Origin of the sequence: Roseateles koreensis (assembly GCF_028595305.1) — a bacterium.
Taxonomy (GTDB): domain Bacteria; phylum Pseudomonadota; class Gammaproteobacteria; order Burkholderiales; family Burkholderiaceae_C; genus Paucibacter_A; species Paucibacter_A koreensis.
In genome coordinates, this window is sequence record NZ_JAQQXS010000015.1 from 84,775 (window position 1) to 101,173 (window position 16,399).

Annotated in this window: 14 protein-coding genes; 1 reads left to right on the forward strand and 13 read right to left on the reverse strand. The window is 61.0% G+C overall.

Features of this window, described 5'->3' with window-relative positions:
- Window positions 1-34: 34 nt before the first annotated feature.
- From PRZ01_RS16155 to PRZ01_RS16200, 10 genes are all read right to left on the reverse strand, one after another.
- The gene (locus PRZ01_RS16155; protein ID WP_273597837.1) at window positions 35-1,333 is read right to left on the reverse strand and encodes a solute carrier family 23 protein; all 1,299 of its coding nucleotides are present in this window, start codon (window positions 1,331-1,333) and stop codon (window positions 35-37) included.
- A gap of 73 nt (window positions 1,334-1,406) precedes the next feature.
- Window positions 1,407-2,951 (reverse strand): nitrogen regulation protein NR(I), encoded by a 1,545-nt coding sequence (gene ntrC / locus PRZ01_RS16160; RefSeq protein WP_273597838.1) that lies wholly within the window; start codon window positions 2,949-2,951, stop codon window positions 1,407-1,409.
- Between the two features lie 33 nt (window positions 2,952-2,984).
- Window positions 2,985-4,064 carry a nitrogen regulation protein NR(II) gene (gene glnL, locus PRZ01_RS16165; protein WP_273597839.1) on the reverse strand — a complete coding sequence of 360 codons (1,080 nt, stop codon included), beginning with the start codon at window positions 4,062-4,064 and terminating at the stop codon, window positions 2,985-2,987.
- 55 nt (window positions 4,065-4,119) lie between these two features.
- On the reverse strand, window positions 4,120-4,641 hold the full coding sequence (locus PRZ01_RS16170) for a hypothetical protein (protein WP_273597840.1): 522 nt from the start codon (window positions 4,639-4,641) through the stop codon (window positions 4,120-4,122).
- 154 nt (window positions 4,642-4,795) lie between these two features.
- On the reverse strand, window positions 4,796-6,211 hold the full coding sequence (gene glnA, locus PRZ01_RS16175) for a type I glutamate--ammonia ligase (RefSeq protein WP_273597841.1): 1,416 nt from the start codon (window positions 6,209-6,211) through the stop codon (window positions 4,796-4,798).
- A gap of 230 nt (window positions 6,212-6,441) precedes the next feature.
- Window positions 6,442-7,242, reverse strand: a complete 801-nt coding sequence (locus tag PRZ01_RS16180; protein ID WP_273597842.1) for a competence/damage-inducible protein A — start codon at window positions 7,240-7,242, stop codon at window positions 6,442-6,444.
- Window positions 7,239-8,156, reverse strand: a complete 918-nt coding sequence (locus PRZ01_RS16185) for an EI24 domain-containing protein (RefSeq protein ID WP_273597843.1) — start codon at window positions 8,154-8,156, stop codon at window positions 7,239-7,241. The genes PRZ01_RS16180 and PRZ01_RS16185 overlap by 4 nt, the downstream gene beginning before the upstream one ends.
- Window positions 8,157-8,220: 64 nt before the next feature.
- Entirely contained in the window at window positions 8,221-9,186 is a 966-nt protein-coding gene (locus tag PRZ01_RS16190) for a sterol desaturase family protein (RefSeq protein ID WP_273597844.1), read from the reverse strand.
- Window positions 9,183-10,085, reverse strand: a complete 903-nt coding sequence (locus tag PRZ01_RS16195) for a polysaccharide deacetylase family protein (RefSeq protein WP_409993866.1) — start codon at window positions 10,083-10,085, stop codon at window positions 9,183-9,185. Before PRZ01_RS16195 ends, PRZ01_RS16190 begins: the two co-directional genes overlap by 4 nt.
- Window positions 10,085-11,119: a YncE family protein gene (locus PRZ01_RS16200; RefSeq protein ID WP_273597846.1), complete on the reverse strand. Its 1,035-nt coding sequence runs from the start codon at window positions 11,117-11,119 to the stop codon at window positions 10,085-10,087. The genes PRZ01_RS16195 and PRZ01_RS16200 overlap by 1 nt, the downstream gene beginning before the upstream one ends.
- Before the next feature lie 175 nt (window positions 11,120-11,294).
- Here PRZ01_RS16200 and PRZ01_RS16205 point away from each other — a divergent pair, with 175 nt between their 5' ends.
- On the forward strand, window positions 11,295-12,119 hold the full coding sequence (locus tag PRZ01_RS16205; protein WP_273597847.1) for an IclR family transcriptional regulator domain-containing protein: 825 nt from the start codon (window positions 11,295-11,297) through the stop codon (window positions 12,117-12,119).
- 140 nt (window positions 12,120-12,259) lie between these two features.
- Here the strand turns inward: PRZ01_RS16205 and phbB are convergent, their stop codons facing one another.
- From phbB to phaC, 3 genes are all read right to left on the reverse strand, one after another.
- The gene (gene phbB, locus PRZ01_RS16210; protein WP_273597848.1) at window positions 12,260-12,997 is read right to left on the reverse strand and encodes an acetoacetyl-CoA reductase; all 738 of its coding nucleotides are present in this window, start codon (window positions 12,995-12,997) and stop codon (window positions 12,260-12,262) included.
- Window positions 12,998-13,206: 209 nt separating this feature from the next.
- Window positions 13,207-14,388: an acetyl-CoA C-acetyltransferase gene (locus tag PRZ01_RS16215; protein ID WP_273597849.1), complete on the reverse strand. Its 1,182-nt coding sequence runs from the start codon at window positions 14,386-14,388 to the stop codon at window positions 13,207-13,209.
- A 100-nt stretch (window positions 14,389-14,488) separates the two neighbouring features.
- On the reverse strand, window positions 14,489-16,240 hold the full coding sequence (phaC, locus tag PRZ01_RS16220; protein WP_273597850.1) for a class I poly(R)-hydroxyalkanoic acid synthase: 1,752 nt from the start codon (window positions 16,238-16,240) through the stop codon (window positions 14,489-14,491).
- Window positions 16,241-16,399 lie beyond the last annotated feature (159 nt).

Consider the following 16,399-nt stretch of genomic DNA (forward strand, 5'->3'; position numbering starts at 1 on the left):
CGATGCATCAAAACGAACCCGGCTTGAACGGGGCCTAACGCCTTTTCTCGGCGGCTTTGCCCAGTGAAAGCAAAGCATTCAACAGGATGGCGCCAAACGTGGCCGTGCCGATGCCCCCCAAGGCCACACCGCCGAGCTTGAGCGTGTAGTCACCGGTTCCCAGAATCAGGGTGATGGCGACAACCATCAGGTTGCGGGCCTGCGAAAAATCAACACGGTTATCGACCCAAATCTTGGCGCCTGCCACCGTGATCAAACCGAACACCACGATGCTCACGCCGCCCATCACCGCCAGGGGAATGGCTTGGATCAAGGCCCCGAACTTCGGGCTGAAACCCATCAAGATGCCCAACAACGCCGCGAACACAAACACCAGGGTAGAGTAGATGCGTGTGGCGGCCATCACGCCGATGTTCTCGGCGTAAGTCGTGACGCCTGTGCCGCCGCAGGCACCGCTGACCATGGTGGCCAGCGCGTCGCCCATGAAGGCACGCCCCATATAGCGGTCCAGGCTCTGCCCAGTCATAGCGCCGACCGCTTTGATGTGGCCCAGATTTTCCGCCACCAAAATCACCACGACCGGCGCGATCAGCAAGATGGCCGCAGGATCGAAAACAGCAGTCGCAAAATGCGGCATGCCCCACCAAGCGGCGTGCGCCACACCTGAAAAATCGATGGGTTTACCCAAGCCCAGGCCGTTGGTCAACAGCGCGTAGACGGCACTGGCCACCAACAGGCCAATCAAAATCAGCAAACGCTGGGCCATGCCCCGGCTGTAGACCGCCACCAGTGCGACGCTGCAAAACGTCGCCGCCTGCATCCATGCATCAAAAGCGGTGGGGGCCATGTTCTTGATGGGAATGCCGGCAAGATTCAAACCGATCACGGCCACTACGGCGCCCGTCACGACCGGCGGCATCATGCGTTCGATCCACGCGGTGCCCAACAGGCTGACCAGCCCCCCGATACCCAAGTACACAGCGCCGCAGGCGATGATGCCGCCCAGCGCCACACCAAGATTCAAGTTAGGCCCCGACCCGCCGTACCCGCTGGCCGCAATCACCACGCCAATGAAGGCGAAACTAGAGCCCAGATAACTGGGTACCCGACCGGCCACGGTCACGAAGAAGATCAGCGTTCCTACCCCGCTCATCAACACCGCCACATTGGGGTCAAAACCCATCAGCAACGGCGCCAACACGGTGGCGCCAAACATAGCGATCACATGTTGAATGCCCATCGCCAAGGTTTGCGCCCACGGCAAACGCTCATCCGGCGCGACCGCGCGGCCGTCTTGCGCCGACACTTCACGCCAGCGAGGAAAATAAGTCATGGTCAGGCTCCCGATTCTGTGGTGGGAGTGTAGTCAAGCGCCGCACACACCGGCGCGGCGAAACCCGCCAGGCTCAAACGTCGAGATCTAGTTCCTGAATCTTGCGGGTGATGGTGTTGCGACCAATGCCCAACTTCTGTGCAGCCTCGATTCGCCGTCCACGGGTTACGTCGAGCGCGGTCAGGATCAAACTGGCCTCGAAACGCCGTGTCAGCGAGTCCCATACATCAGGCTCACCGGCAGCGAGCAAACGGCGGGCTTCGCGCGCCATCTCCGCCACCCAGGCGTCGGGCGCAGCACCCAATGCAGACATTTGAGGAACTACACCGGGCACCGCCGGGGTCGAGCGGAGTGCCGCAGCGGATTCCGATGACTCTGCCGGAAAGGCGGGGGAAGCCACAGAAGATAACAATGCCGGAGAAGGTGCAGACAAAGACGGGGGCCGCGCGGCCACATCATTCAGCAGCTCCGGGGGCAGATCTTTGGCGTCAATTAATTGGCTGGGCGCCATCACGCTCAACCAATGGCAGATGTTTTCCAGCTGGCGCACGTTGCCGGGGTAGTCGAACGCGCACAGCTTGGCGAGCGCCGCTTCGCTCAGCCGCTTGGGCTCCACCCCCAATTCAGTGGCGCTGCGCTGCAGGAAGAATCGCGCCAACACCGGCACGTCTTCGCTGCGCTCACGCAGCGCAGGCAGGCGCAGCCGGATCACGTTCAGGCGGTGAAACAAGTCTTCACGAAAGACGCCCTGGCGCACGCGTTCTTCCAGATTCTGGTGCGTCGCCGCAATCACCCGAACGTTGGAACGCAGCGGGCTGTGGCCGCCCACGCGGTAGAACTGGCCGTCGGACAAGACGCGCAACAAGCGGGTTTGCAGGTCCAGCGGCATGTCGCCGATTTCGTCCAGAAACAAGGTGCCTCCGTCGGCTTGCTCAAAGCGGCCGCGCCGGCTGGCTTGTGCGCCGGTGAACGCGCCGCGCTCATGGCCGAACAATTCAGACTCCAGCAAATCCTTGGGAATCGCCGCGGTGTTGATCGCCACAAACGGGCCATTGGCGCCGGCATCACCCCGGGGGCTGTGCTTGTGCAGCGCACGCGCCACCAGCTCTTTGCCCGAACCGGACTCACCGGTGATCAAAACGGTTACGTTACTCTGACTAAGCCGGCCGATGGCGCGGAACACGTCCTGCATGGCGGGCGCTTGGCCCAGCATTTCAGGCAATTGGGCGGCGGCCTCTTCGGCCACGGCTTCCCGCTGGCTTTCTTCTTGGGCGCGGCGGATCAGCTCCACCGCGCGCGGCAGGTCAAAAGGCTTGGGCAGGTACTCAAACGCCCCGCCCTGAAATGCCGCCACCGCGCTGTCCAGATCGGAGTATGCGGTCATGATGATCACCGGCAACAGCGGCAACTTGGCCTTGATCTTGGCCAGCAAATCAAGACCTGACCCCCCTGGCATGCGGATGTCGGACACCAGAACCTGCGGGCTCTCGGTTTCTAGTGCGGCCAGTAGGTCGCGGGTATTGCTGAAGGTGCGCACGGGCAAGCCTTCACGGCTCAAGGCCTTTTCCAGCACGAAGCGGATGGAATGGTCGTCGTCAACAACCCAGATGGATTTCATGCGTCATCTTTCGTGCACTGATCACTCGTGGTGTCAGGGCAAGGGCAAGGTCATTCGAAAATCGGTCCGACCCGCTTCACTCTCGCAGTCCAGCATGCCTTGGTGTTGCTGGGCAATGGTCTGTGAGAGTGTCAGGCCGAGGCCGGAACCACCCTCCCGCCCCGATACCAAGGGGAAGAAGATGCGATCTCGGATTTCGGCCGGTATTCCGGGGCCGTTGTCTTCCACATGCAATTCCAATGCCAAGCGCCAGCGCTGCTTGCCAATCGTCACCTGGCGCGCCACGCGCGTGCGCAGGCAGATACAGGCATCGCCTTCCTGAATGCGCGTTTGCAGGGCCTGGGCTGCGTTCTGCACGATATTGAGCACGGCCTGAATCAGCTGCTCGCGGTCGCCACGGAAATCGGGCAACGAGGTGTCATAGTCGCGCAGCACCTTGAGCCCGCGTGGGTACTCCACCAGGATGAGCGAGCGCACCCGCTCGCACACTTCGTGGATGTTCACGTCGCCCACCACCTGGGCATGGCGGTGCGGCGCGAGCAAACGGTCAACCAGGGACTGCAGGCGATCCACCTCATGGATGATGACCTGCGTGTACTCCAGCAACTCAGGCTGCAGCTCCATGGCCAGCAGTTGGGCCGCGCCCCGGATGCCGCCCAGAGGATTCTTGATTTCATGCGCCAGATTGCGCGTCAACTCTTTGGTAGCCTGCACTTGGTCGAAGCTGCGCTCCTCCCGCTCCTGGCGGTTTTGCTGCGCGTTTTCAATCAACTCGACCAGAATCAAATCATCAAACTCGGTCTGGGAGACGATCACATGCACTGGCAGGTCTTCAGCGCCGAAGCCCGGCCCGTTTGAGCGGCTACCACGCCGCAACACGGCATCGAAACGGCTACTGGAATAGGCATTGCGTGCCACGCCCTGCACCGTGTCCCTCAGGCGGCTGTCGTCAACAAACCAATCAAAGAGATGGCTGCGTTGGACAGCACGGCGAGACAGCCGCATGGCGTTCTCGAACGCAGCGTTGGCGAACAGGCATTCGCCGTCGTGTTGAATGATGGCCACCATGGTGGCCAAGGTGTCGAAAGCGTCGAATTTGGGGCTTGGGTTCATGATGAAAGTCTGTTGCCCCGGCTCGGTGATCCGCCGCTGATGGGGGGTGTCGCCGTCAGGGCAATTTGCTGATTTCGCGTTTGATGGCCTGAACATCACTTTCCTGACGGGCCACATTGGCCTTGAGCTCATTCATGCGGTCCACATAACGCTGGTAGTTGTGCTCGTCGCCGCGCCGCTCCGCGCCGTTGCTGAGTTCACGCTGAGCATTGGCCAGGCGCTCCTCGGCCTCGCGCAGTTCGGTCTCCAGCACACGGCGTCGCTCGTTGTCGCGGCCACGCTGCTGAGCCGGATCAACCCGCGCAGCCTCTGAACCCGCCATCGCGGGGGTTGACGCCGCCGCTGCGCCGCCTGAGCCAGCCCGGGGTTTGGGGGCCTGCAAGACGGTGATGGGCGTGCCTTCGATCGTGCGGCACCCCTTGGCTTGCGCCTCTTTGGGTGACAGTGCATCGGTATACAACACCGGCGGGCCGGGGCAGCGATAGACCGGCGCCGACGCATTCGACTGGGCCTGTACAGCACTCACGCCACCCAGCAAGACCAGGCAACTCAGCGATAAAACGGTTCGGATCAGCATGCCGCGATTGTGAATCAAAGACTTGCCGGGGCAAGGCGTTAAATAGCAGGCACAAAGGCCCAAACTGTCGCCGCAAACAAAAAGGGGCAACCGAAGTTGCCCCTTTGCATGCTGCATGGACGGGCTGACGCCGGCCCTTGATCGCGATCAGCGATTACAGCGTGTAATACATGTCGAACTCGACCGGATGCGTGGTCATGCGCATGCGCGTGACTTCTTGCATCTTCAGTTCGATGTAGGCGTCGATATAGGCATCAGTGAACACGCCACCCTTGGTCAGGAAGGCACGGTCCTTGTCCAGATATTCCAGCGCCTGCTCGAGGCTGTGGCAAACGGTCGGCACCAATGCGTCTTCTTCAGGCGGCAAATGGTACAGATCCTTGGTGGCTGCTTCGCCCGGATGGATCTTGTTTTCCACGCCGTCCAGACCCGCCATCAGCAGGGCCGAGAAACCCAGGTAGGGGTTCATCAGAGGATCGGGGAAACGTGCCTCAATGCGACGCCCCTTGGGGTTGGCCACGAAGGGGATACGGATCGACGCTGAACGGTTGCGAGCCGAGTAAGCCAGCTTGACCGGCGCCTCAAAGCCAGGCACCAGACGCTTGTACGAATTGGTACCGGGGTTGGTGATGGCGTTCAGCGCGCGAGCGTGTTTGATGATGCCGCCGATGTAGTACAGGGCGAATTCGCTCAGGCCACCGTAGCCGTCACCGGCAAACAGGTTCTTGCCATCTTTCCAGACCGACTGGTGCACGTGCATGCCGCTGCCGTTGTCGCCAACGATGGGCTTAGGCATGAAAGTGGCGGTCTTGCCGTAGGCATGGGCCACGTTCTGGATCACGTACTTTTGCAGTTGGGTCCAGTCGGCGCGCTCAACCAGCGAGCTGAAGCGGGTGCCGATTTCCATCTGGCCTGCATTAGCCACTTCGTGGTGATGCACTTCAACCGGGATGCCCAGTTGTTCCAGGATCAAGCTCATTTCCGAGCGCATGTCCTGGCCCGAATCCACCGGAGGCGTGGGGAAATAGCCGCCCTTGACGGTCGGACGGTAGCCGCTATTGCCTTGCTCGTAGTCCTTGCCCGAGTTCCAAGCAGCTTCTTCGGAGTCGATCTTCACGAAGCAACCCGACATGTCCACGTTCCAGCGGATGCTGTCGAACACGAAGAATTCAGGTTCCGGACCGAAGAAGGCGGTGTCGCCCAGGCCGGAGGACTTCAGGTAGGCTTCAGCGCGCTTGGCCAGCGAACGCGGATCACGCTCATAAGCCTTGCCATCGCTGGGCTCGACCACGTCGCAGCTCATGATCAGCGTCGGCTCTTCGAAGAAAGGGTCGATGTTGGCGGTGTTCGGATCGGGCATCAACAGCATGTCGGAGGCCTCAATGCCCTTCCAACCTGCAATCGAGGAGCCGTCAAAAGCGTGGCCGGAAACGAACTTGTCTTCGTCGAAATGCGACACGGGCACAGACACGTGCTGCTCCTTGCCACGGGTATCGGTGAAGCGGAAGTCAACAAACTTGACTTCGTTTTCCTTCACCATCTTCATCACGTCGGCGACGGTCTTGGCCATCAATAGCTCCTAGCGGAAAAATCTTGGGGGGGACTGATATTTATTCGGCACACGCACGTTTTTGAGTCGACTGACATGCACCGTGCATTGACTTAAGCAGTTTATGTGCCAGCACAGTGCGCAAGCCGCCAAATTCGGGCGCAGCGGAATTATGCGGGCTTCACGGCGCAGCACAAGCCATCGGCAAAAAACAATTCATCGACAGCCACCGACTTGGTGCGCAGAATGACTCACTGCCGCACCAATTCGGTGCTTACAACCGCACCAAACTCGAGCACGCCCGCTTTAAGCGCTTCATAAGCGGATGCCAACTGCCCTGCGTCTCCTTTGACACCCAGTTCGATATGGCGGCCCCATTGAGGATGGTCGACGCTAGGTAGGCTGAACACCTTGATCCCTGTAAAGTGGGCTTCAATGGATTCCATCAAGGGCGTGAGGCTGGCCTCCATGGCGCCCAGAACAATCAAGGAACGCTCCAACACACCGCGCGCACGGTGCAGTTCGGCGTGGCGTTGGTCGAGCACCCAGGTCATCATGGGGTGAGCCATCACCGGAAAGCCGGGCACGAAATACACGTTGCCCACGAAAAATCCGGGAATGCCGTTGAAGGGGTTGGGAATGATCTCCGCCCCGGTCGGAAACACACCCATCTGAAACCGGCGCAGGCTGTCCCCCGCCGCCGGGTCCGGTGGGGCGTGCCCCTGCTCTTGCGCCATGTGCTGGATGCGGGCCCAAATCAACTCACGCGCCTCAGGGTGAAGCTGTAATTCACGCCCCAGGGCCGCTGCGGCGGATTGCCGGGTGTGATCGTCCGGCGTGGCGCCGATGCCGCCACAGCTGATCACCAGATCGCCGCTGGCAAAGGCCTGGCGCAATTGCGCCGTGATACGCGCGGGGTCGTCGCCAAGGTACTGGGCCCAGTCCAGCTGCATGCCCCGCTCCGACAGCAGTTCGATGAACTTGGACAGGTGGCGATCCTGACGCTTGCCGGACAGGATTTCGTCACCAATGATGATCAAACCGATGTTCATGGGGCGGTGGCCGCGGGCGGCAAAGAGATGGTAGGGGGTGCGGGCGGATCAAGCACTTCGGCCAATGCCGGCACGCTGGGCGGCACAGGCGGGATGGTCGTCCCACTGCGCGCATTGCGCAACTCTTGCAACGCAGCCAGCGCATAGTGCGTGAACCACAGCATCGAAAAAGCGAATACCAAGGTGTACAGCCAGATCGACAGCAAAACCAGCAGGGGCGCCATCGCCACGGCCATCACCCCCAAGGCCCAGATGGCCGCGGGTGCAGCGCCGAGATAGCCCGTCACCAGTCCCAGGATCAACAAGGGAAACCGATGCTGGCGCATCAGTTGGCGCCGCTCCTGCACTGACGCATGCAGGGCCAACGCATCAAAGCTGAACACCTTGTAACCCAGCCACCCCCAAATCAGCGGCGGCAAAAACAACACCAGCGGCGGAATCAGCCAAAACGGCATGCTTACCAACAAGGCCAGCAAGGCCAGTATCGAATACCAGAGCGAGTAGCCCAGCGACTTCCACCAGGCGCCGCCCTGCTTCTTTTCGAGCAGAGGAAAGCGCCGCTCGCCAACCAGCGCCACCAGCGACGACGACATCAGCATCGCCACCAGCAGCAAGCTCAGCACCACGATCACCGGCAGGGCAAAAGCCAAAACCAGCAGCGGCGCCATGACGCTGCGGAACCCGCTCGCGCCGACATGATCCAGCCAACCCAGCAGGGTGTCGATCAACCGCCAGGAGTCCAAGGTGGCGCGCATGCCCGCAACCGTGTCTTCCCAATAAAAATAGCCCAGCGCAAATGCCAAGCCGGCCGATAGCAATAGCGGCAGCACCGACATGGCAATGACCCGCGGATGCAGGCAATAGGCCGCAGCCCGCCAAAACGCATCGGCTACCCGCCCCATAGAATTGATCATCTTGTTCGCCTCACTCACTCACAGTGGTCGCCATCTTGCGGCGAACAAAGCCAATGTCAAGCGATCACGCCCGTTGAAACAGTCGCAGCACGCCCAGCCACTGCTGCGCCCAGAAGCCACGGCCGTAGTCACGCCCGCCCTCCTCGGGCAGTTGATCGCGCACGCCGGTGGCGTCCCATTGCAGCTTGAAATCGGCGGTACCGAAGATCACGTCCCAGAACGCAAACAGCACCGCAAAGTTATGCCCACCCAGGGTACCCTTGCCGTCTGACTCATGGCCGATGCCGATGGAGTGATGGCGCCGATGAAACCGGGGGCTCACCACCAGCCGCTCAAACACGGACCCGAACCACACGCGAACATTGGCATGTTGCAGGTTCTCCATCAGCTGAGACACCGCCACCAGCGCGACGAACTGCCCCGGCTCCACGCCGATGAATCGGGCCAACAGCACAAACACCGCGTCACGGATCACATCGTCCAGCAAGTGGTTGCGGTTGTCGCTCCACAGAGTCATCTGTCGCTGGCTGTGGTGCAGCGAATGCAGTGCCCACCACCAATTCCACTGATGCTGGGCGCGATGCAGCCAATAATTGACCCCGTCGAACACGAGCAAATAAAGCACGAAACTCACCAGGGGCAAATCGGTCACGCCGGGCCACAAGGCATCCAATTGAAAGCTGGGAACACCCGCCAGCCGCATCTGCCCGGCCAACCAATCCCACGCCGGATCGATGCTGAAAAACATCACCAACCGGAACAGGCCCAAGCGGTGGATCAGCGTGTAGACCACGTCAACGTGAACGGCGGCGCGATCGGTCACTGCTTCCACCGGCCGCCAGCGCTCCAAGGCACGAATGAAGGTCAACATCACCAAGATTTGGATCAGGCCGGCCAGTAGCCAGCCGGTCGCGGCAAAGGCCTCCTCCAGCAAATTGCCACCGCCCAAGCCAAAGACCAGGGGCTCAACCACCCCCTCGAACAAGTACAGCTGCGCTTGGTTGAATCCGTCAACGATGGCTTCGATCATGGTTTTCGTCCGCCCGGCTTGCTCTCGGGTTTGGCGTCAGGCTTGCCTTCTAGCTTGCTGATGGGATTGCTAGCGGCATGGCTAGCCGCACTGGCCGCCGGATGCGCCGCAGCCGCCTTGAACAGGCCCGCAAAACGGGGATGCTCATGCAGCGGCGCAAAGCACATGCCTTTGTCTTTCAGCCCCTGCATCAGCGGCTCGAGCACCGCGGGCGCCCAAGGCTCCTGGCGCGACCAGATGCCCAAATGCGCCATCAAGATATCACCGGGCCGGATGTCGCTCAAAGCCCGCTCGAGCAGCATCGCGTTGGGGTAGCGGCTGCTGGACAACTCGTCTCCCAAAAAGCCGGCGGCGCTCCATCCCACATGGGTGTAGCCGCAGCGCTGGGTCGCCGCGAGCAACGCGGGTGAGGCCTTGCCAGCCGGCGCACGGAAGATAGGCCCCAGCGGTTTGCCCGTCATTTCGGTGAAGCGTTTGGCCACTTTGTCCAAGCTGTCGCAGTACTGCTGCGCCGTCACTTCTCGCACCACAGGTTTTTGCATGCCCGCAGCGGTGCGAACTTTGAAGCGCCCGTCGGGCAGGTCTTCCAGCCAAACGTCGTGGTCCCAGGTGTGCGCACCAAAGTCATGGCCCTGCGCGGCCAAGGCCTTCCACCAAGGAGCCCACTTCTCGTCCAGCGTCTGCCCGCCGGTTTGGGTCGGCTCATTGGCCAGGAAAAATGTGGCCTTGGCGTCAAAGCGTTTGAGCGTCTCAACAATCAGCGGCGCCACGCCCATATGACCGGTGTCGAAAGTGAGGTAGACCGGCTTGTCGCAAACCGGAGCGGCCTGCACACCCCAAGCCAGCGCCCATCCCACGATCCCCCCAACCCACGGGCGAGCCAAATGCAAAAAGCCCATCACTGACGCGGCATGTGATCCAAGGTCCACACGCCGTGCGGCGATTTACCCACGCTGACTTGCTGAATCACCTTGCGGCTCACTGTGTCGATCTTGGTCAGCTTGCCCGCCCAACGAGAGGTCACGAGAATCGTCTTGCCGTCGGCCAGCACTTCCATGTCATCCGGGCCGTTCGGGCCGGGAAACTCGTCAACCACCGCAAAGGTCTGCAAATCGATCTTGCTGATGGTGTTGCCAGCACGGTTGCTGACCAACACATGGCGCCCGTCGCCCCAATTGCGGAAGGAGTGCGCGCCTTTGCCTGAAGCGATGCGTTTGACCAACTTGGCAGGTACCGCCGGGTTGCTGACGTCGTAGACCTCCACCTCCTTGGCACCCGTCAAAGCCACCAGGATGTGTTTGTCATCGGGCGCCAGAAAAATATCTGCGGGCATGGGCCCAACCTTGACCTTCCAACGCGGTGTCTGGGTGGCCAGGTCCACCGCCAGCAACTCATCGCTGTCTTGCAGGCTCACGTACAGCACCGTGCTCTTGGTGTCGATGTAGAGATGGCTGGGCGTCTTGGGCGCAGCAATGCGCTTGACCAGTTGGAAAGGATTGTTGGCGTCCGCCGGCACCCAGCGATAAATGCTCACGTGGTCGAGCCGGTTGGCTGCCGTCACAAACCACTTCATATCGGGCGAAAAACGCAGATGGTAGGGGTCGGAAATCCCGTTAATCACCCGCTGCACCTCGGCCGTTACCGGGTTGACAAAGGTCAGCGAGTCCCCCAGCGCATTGGCCACGACCAAGGACTTGTCGTCCGGGGTGAGATAGAGGTGATGCGGCTCTTTGCCCGTGGGGATCCGTTTGATTTCAGTGAAGGTGACCGGGTCGATCACGCTGATGTTGGCATCCAGTGAATTCAAGACAAAAATCGGCTTGGCCGCGCGCGCCAGCGCTGCACCAACTGCAGGCGGTGCCGCCAATGCCGACAAGGCGGAACCAGCAAGAACCCAAGAGGCAAGAACGCGCGGCCGGAACAAAAACAACATCAATGCAACCTCAGGCAGAAAGAAAATGGAGGGCCACCCACCGAGCGGCACCAAGCGCCAGTGTAGTAGGCAGGCGCCAGCGGGTCTTGCCCAGGGTCAATGCACCTGCCGGTTGGCCGCCTGAATGTGCGCGCAGCAACACAAGTCCATCAGCCCCGCTGCCTATACTGCCCGCATGACTGAACACACCCCTGAGCAGACCGCAGCCGGCCCCAACGCTGTGCTCAAACCCGGCGACAGTTATGTACAGTCCTTCGCCCGGGGTTTGTCAGTCATTCGCGCTTTCAATGCGGACGCACCGCAGCAAACTTTGAGTGAAGTGGCCAAACGCTGCCAACTCAGCCGCGCCGGTGCGCGCCGAATTCTGCTGACGCTTGAAACGCTGGGTTATGTCAGCTGCGACGGGCGTCAATTCGCCCTCACGCCGAAAATTCTGGACCTCGGCTTTGCCTACCTCTCCAGCCAACCCCTGTGGCACTTTGCCGAGCCAGTGATGCAGACCCTGGCCAGCGAGCTGGGGGAAAGCGTGTCCGCTGCTGTCCTGGAAAGCAGCGACATCGTCTACATCCTGCGCGTCCCGGCCCGCAAGATCATGAGCGTCAATCTGGGGCCCGGTAGCCGCCTGCCCGCTTGGTGCACCTCGATGGGCCGCGTCTTGCTGGCTGGCCTGAGCCAAGACGCCCTTGACCGCTATCTGCAAGGCCTGGCCGACGGGCCCATGGCCCGCCACACCGTGCGCACGGTTACCAATGAAGAGGAACTGCGGCAGCGGATCGCACAGGTTCGCGAACAAGGCTGGTGCCTGCTGAACCAGGAATTGGAAGAAGGCTTGGTGTCGCTCGCCGCCCCCATCGTGGACCGCAATGGCCACACGCTGGCCGCGCTCAATATTGGCGCGCAAGTCAATCGAACGCCGCCAGAAGCCTTGTTGGAAAACTGCCTGCCCAAACTGACGGAAGCCGCCCGGCGAATCTCCGCCCTGTTGCAAACCAAGGGCTGATTCAAACCACGACGGGCTTGCCACCACGTCGCGAGGCCCTCTCCAACGAAGATCGGCGGTGAAGGCGCCTCCCTCACCGCCGACTGCTGAGCTTGATGAACTCAGGACTCAGGCGCCATGACCCGGCGCCTGTAACCGCATCAACCCATGTGCAAACCGCCGTTGCAGCTGAAATCAGCCCCGGTGGTGAAGCCCGAATCCTCGCCCGCCAGCCACGCCACGATCGCCGCAATTTCTTCAGGCGTACCAAGGCGTTTGATGGGGATGGTCGCGACGATTTTCTCCAGCACCTCAGGCCGGATCGCCTTGACCATATCGGTGCCGATATAACCCGGGCTCACCGTGTTGACCGTGACGCCCTTGGCGGCAACTTCTTGCGCCAAGGCCATGGTGAAGCCATGCATACCGGCCTTGGCGGCCGAGTAGTTGGTTTGCCCAAACTGGCCCTTCTCACCGTTCACCGACGAGATGTTGATGATGCGGCCCCAGCCCCGCTCCATCATGTCTTCAATCACCTGCTTGGTCACGTTGAACATGGAGTTCAGGTTGGTGCCAATCACCGCGTCCCAGTCCGCACGGCTCATCTTGCGGAACATGCCGTCCCGGGTGATGCCGGCGTTGTTGACCAACACGTCCACGGGGCCGTGCTCCGCGCGCACCTTGGCAAAAGCTTCTACGGTGGAGTCCCACTCGGCCACATTGCCCACGGACGCATAAAAGGTATAGCCCAGTGCGGCTTGTTCATGGAGCCACTTGGTGAAGTCGCGGCTCGGGCCGCAACCGGCGATGACCTTGAAGCCCTCTTTGTGCAAGCGCTGGCACATCGCGGTGCCAATGCCGCCCATGCCGCCGGTGACATATGCAATTTTCTGACTCATTTGAATCTCCTTCGCCTCCAGGGCTCGCTGTTCAGGGTCGCTCGCAACGTCGCGTCCAAAACGCTGCTTGCGACTTGTCTCTATTCATCGAAGAAGACGCAGGTAATCTACAGTGCCAGTCAAGGCTCCCGCATGCCCTACAGGTGGTCAAGCGGGTTGACCCTATTGGTGCAAATCCACATCCACCAAGTCTTGATTCACATCAAAACTCAACGTTCCACCGTCAGTGCCACACCCATGCCGCCACCGATACACAGCGAGGCGATGCCCTTCTTGGCGTTGCGTCGCTGCATTTCATGCAGCAGCGTGACCAAGATGCGGGCGCCGGAAGCACCGATGGGATGACCCAGGGCAATCGCGCCGCCATTGACATTGACCTTGCTCATGTCCCAGCCCATTTCCTGGTGAACGGCACAGGCCTGTGCGGCAAAGGCTTCATTGATTTCAAGCAGGTCGAGGTCTTGCGCCTTCCAACCCGCACGCTCCAACGCCTTGCGAGCCGCAGGCACAGGCCCCATGCCCATGATGGCGGGATCGAGGCCTGCCGATGCATAAGAAGCAATGCGCGCCAAGGGCGTCAGACCCAATTGAGCCGCCTTGGTAGCCGTCATGAGCAGCAGGCCCGCCGCGCCGTCGTTCAAGCCGGAGGCATTGCCCGCCGTCACGCTGCCGGCCTTGTCGAAGGCAGGGCGCAAACCCGCCAGCACGTCGGCATTGGATTTGCGGTTGATGAATTCATCGGCATCAAAGACGATGGGGTCGCCCTTCTTCTGGGCGATCGACACAGCGGCAATCTCATCCTTGAACCGGCCGGCATCCTGAGCAGCGGCAGCCTTTTGCTGAGAACCGAGGGCCAGCGCGTCTTGCGCCTCCCGACTGATGCCGTATTGCTTAGCCACATTTTCAGCGGTGATGCCCATGTGGTATTGGTTGTACACATCCCACAGGCCGTCGGTGATCATGGTGTCAATCAACTTCCAGTCGCCCATGCGTTGACCGTCACGCGAGCCGGGCAGCACGTGGGGGGCGAGGCTCATATTTTCCTGGCCACCAGCGATGACGATGTCGCTGTCACCGTCGCGAATGGCCTGCGCGGCCAGCATCACAGCCTTCAAGCCGGAGCCGCACACCTTGTTGATCGTGAAGCCCGGCACCGACTGCGGCAAGCCCGACTTGATCACGGTTTGGCGCGCAGGGTTTTGGCCGGCGCCGGCGGTCAACACTTGGCCCAGGATCACTTCATTGATCTGCCCGCCCTCCAGGCCCGAGCGACGCAGCAGGTCTTTCACCACGGTCGCACCGAGCTCAACGGCGGATGTCTTGGCCAAGGTGCCGCCAAACTTGCCAATGGCGGTACGCGCTGCGGCCACAATCACGATGTCTGTCGTCATGTCTGTCTCCAATCCGTTCAATTAAAAGGTTATGTTTTCGCAAGACCCGATCGGCTGCCGGGTCGCTGCGCGGTGAAATTTAGAACTTGTCCGCAACTTCTCAGGCTTTTTGCTTGACGTAGCGGCCGGGCGCCGCCTCGATAGCTTTGTATTTACGATTGCCCGGCGTTTTGGGTGCCGGCACCTGCGCGCCGGCGTGGGTCGCCAGCCAGTTCGACCAATCCGTCCACCAGCTGCCGGGATGCTCCACCGCGGTGGCCTGCCATTGCTCGGCGGTTGCAGGCAAGGCTGCACTCGGGGCGATCCAATGGCTGCGCTTGTTCTTGGCGGGCGGGTTGATCACCCCGGCGATATGGCCGGACGCCCCCAGCACAAATCGTTTGTCACCCTTGAAGATCTGCGTGCTCCGGTAGGCGGCATCCCAAGGCACGATGTGGTCTTCACGCGAGCCGTAAATGTAGACCGGTGATTCAATACGCCCCAGGTCAATCGACTCGCCGCAGACGGTCAGGCGCCCAGGAATGCGCAGCTCATTCTGCAAATAGGTGTGGCGCAGATACCAGCAGTACATGGGGCCAGCCATATTCGTGGCGTCGCCGTTCCAGTAGAGCAAGTCAAAGGCTGGTGGCGCTTCGCCCTTGAGGTAGTTGCCCACCACATAGTTCCAGACCAGGTCGTTGGGCCGCAAAAAGCTGAAGGTGGTCGCCAGTTCCTGGCCTTTAAGCAGGCCGGGGCCTTTGGGTGCATCGGGGCCGATGGATTTCTCGCGCATCTGCACCAAGGCCTCATCGACAAAAATGTCCAAGATGCCATTGGCCGAGAAGTCAATCAGCGAGGTCAACAAGGTAACACTGGCAGCCGGTTGCTGGCCGCGCGCCGCCAGCACCGCCAAGGCCGTGGCCAAAATGGTGCCGCCTACGCAAAAGCCCAAGGTGTTGATGGTCTTGGTGCCCGCAATTTCCTGTGTAACGGTAATGGCCTTGATGGCGGCCTGCTCGATGTAGTCGTCCCAAGTCCAGGCGGCACAGCTGGCATCCGGATTGCGCCAACTCACCACGAACACCCGGTGGCCCTGTGCCACCGCATAACGGATCAGGGAGTTCTCGGGCTGCAGGTCAAGGATGTAGAACTTGTTGATGCAAGGCGGGATCAATAAGAAGGGCCGCTCATGCACCTTGTCCGTCAAGGGCTTGTATTCGATCAACTGAAAAAAGTCGTTCTCGAACACGATGTCGCCCGGCGTGCTGGCCACGTTGCGGCCCACTTCAAACGCGCTTTCATCGGTTTGGGACACATGGCCGCGTTGCACATCGGCCCACAGCTGTTGCATGCCCTTGGCAATGCTTTCGCCTTGCGTCTGCAGGGCCAGCTTTTGGGCTTCAGGGTTCAGCGCCAGAAAATTACTGGGCGAGGCCGCGTCCACAAACTGCTGCACGGCGAAACGGATGCGCTGACGGGTCTTTTCTTCCCCCTGCACCTGATCGGCCATCTGCTGCAGCGTCTTGGCGTTGAGCAAGTACAGCTGCGCCATGAATGAAGCCGCCGGATTGGCCTGCCAGGCCTCGTCGGCAAATCGGCGGTCGGCCAGCGGCTTGGGTGCCGGCGCTTGTAACGAGCCCAAATGCAAGGCGCTGTTCCATATATCGGTGGCCTGCTTGATGTAGTTTGACTGCAAGTCGCTCAACGCAGTCGGCGGAATTTGCAGACTCAACATGGCGTTCCACAGATCACCCAGCCCGGCCGCCTTGCCCGCCGCGCTCTCACCCCCAGGGGCACTGGCAGATGCCGCTGCGGCATCTTTTTCAACGGAACTTTCAGACGCCGCTGTGGCGGCTTTCGATTTACGTGCCATGGGTCTCCTCCCAACGGTCTCAGACCAAAAACTTGAATGTGCCACGGCAAGAGCGGGTTCAGGATTGCGGCGCTGCCCGGCCCGCTTGCCATGGCCTGTTCGGCTCATTCTCGTCAATCGATGTTGTAACCTCCATCCCTTACCTTGCCATGACACAAC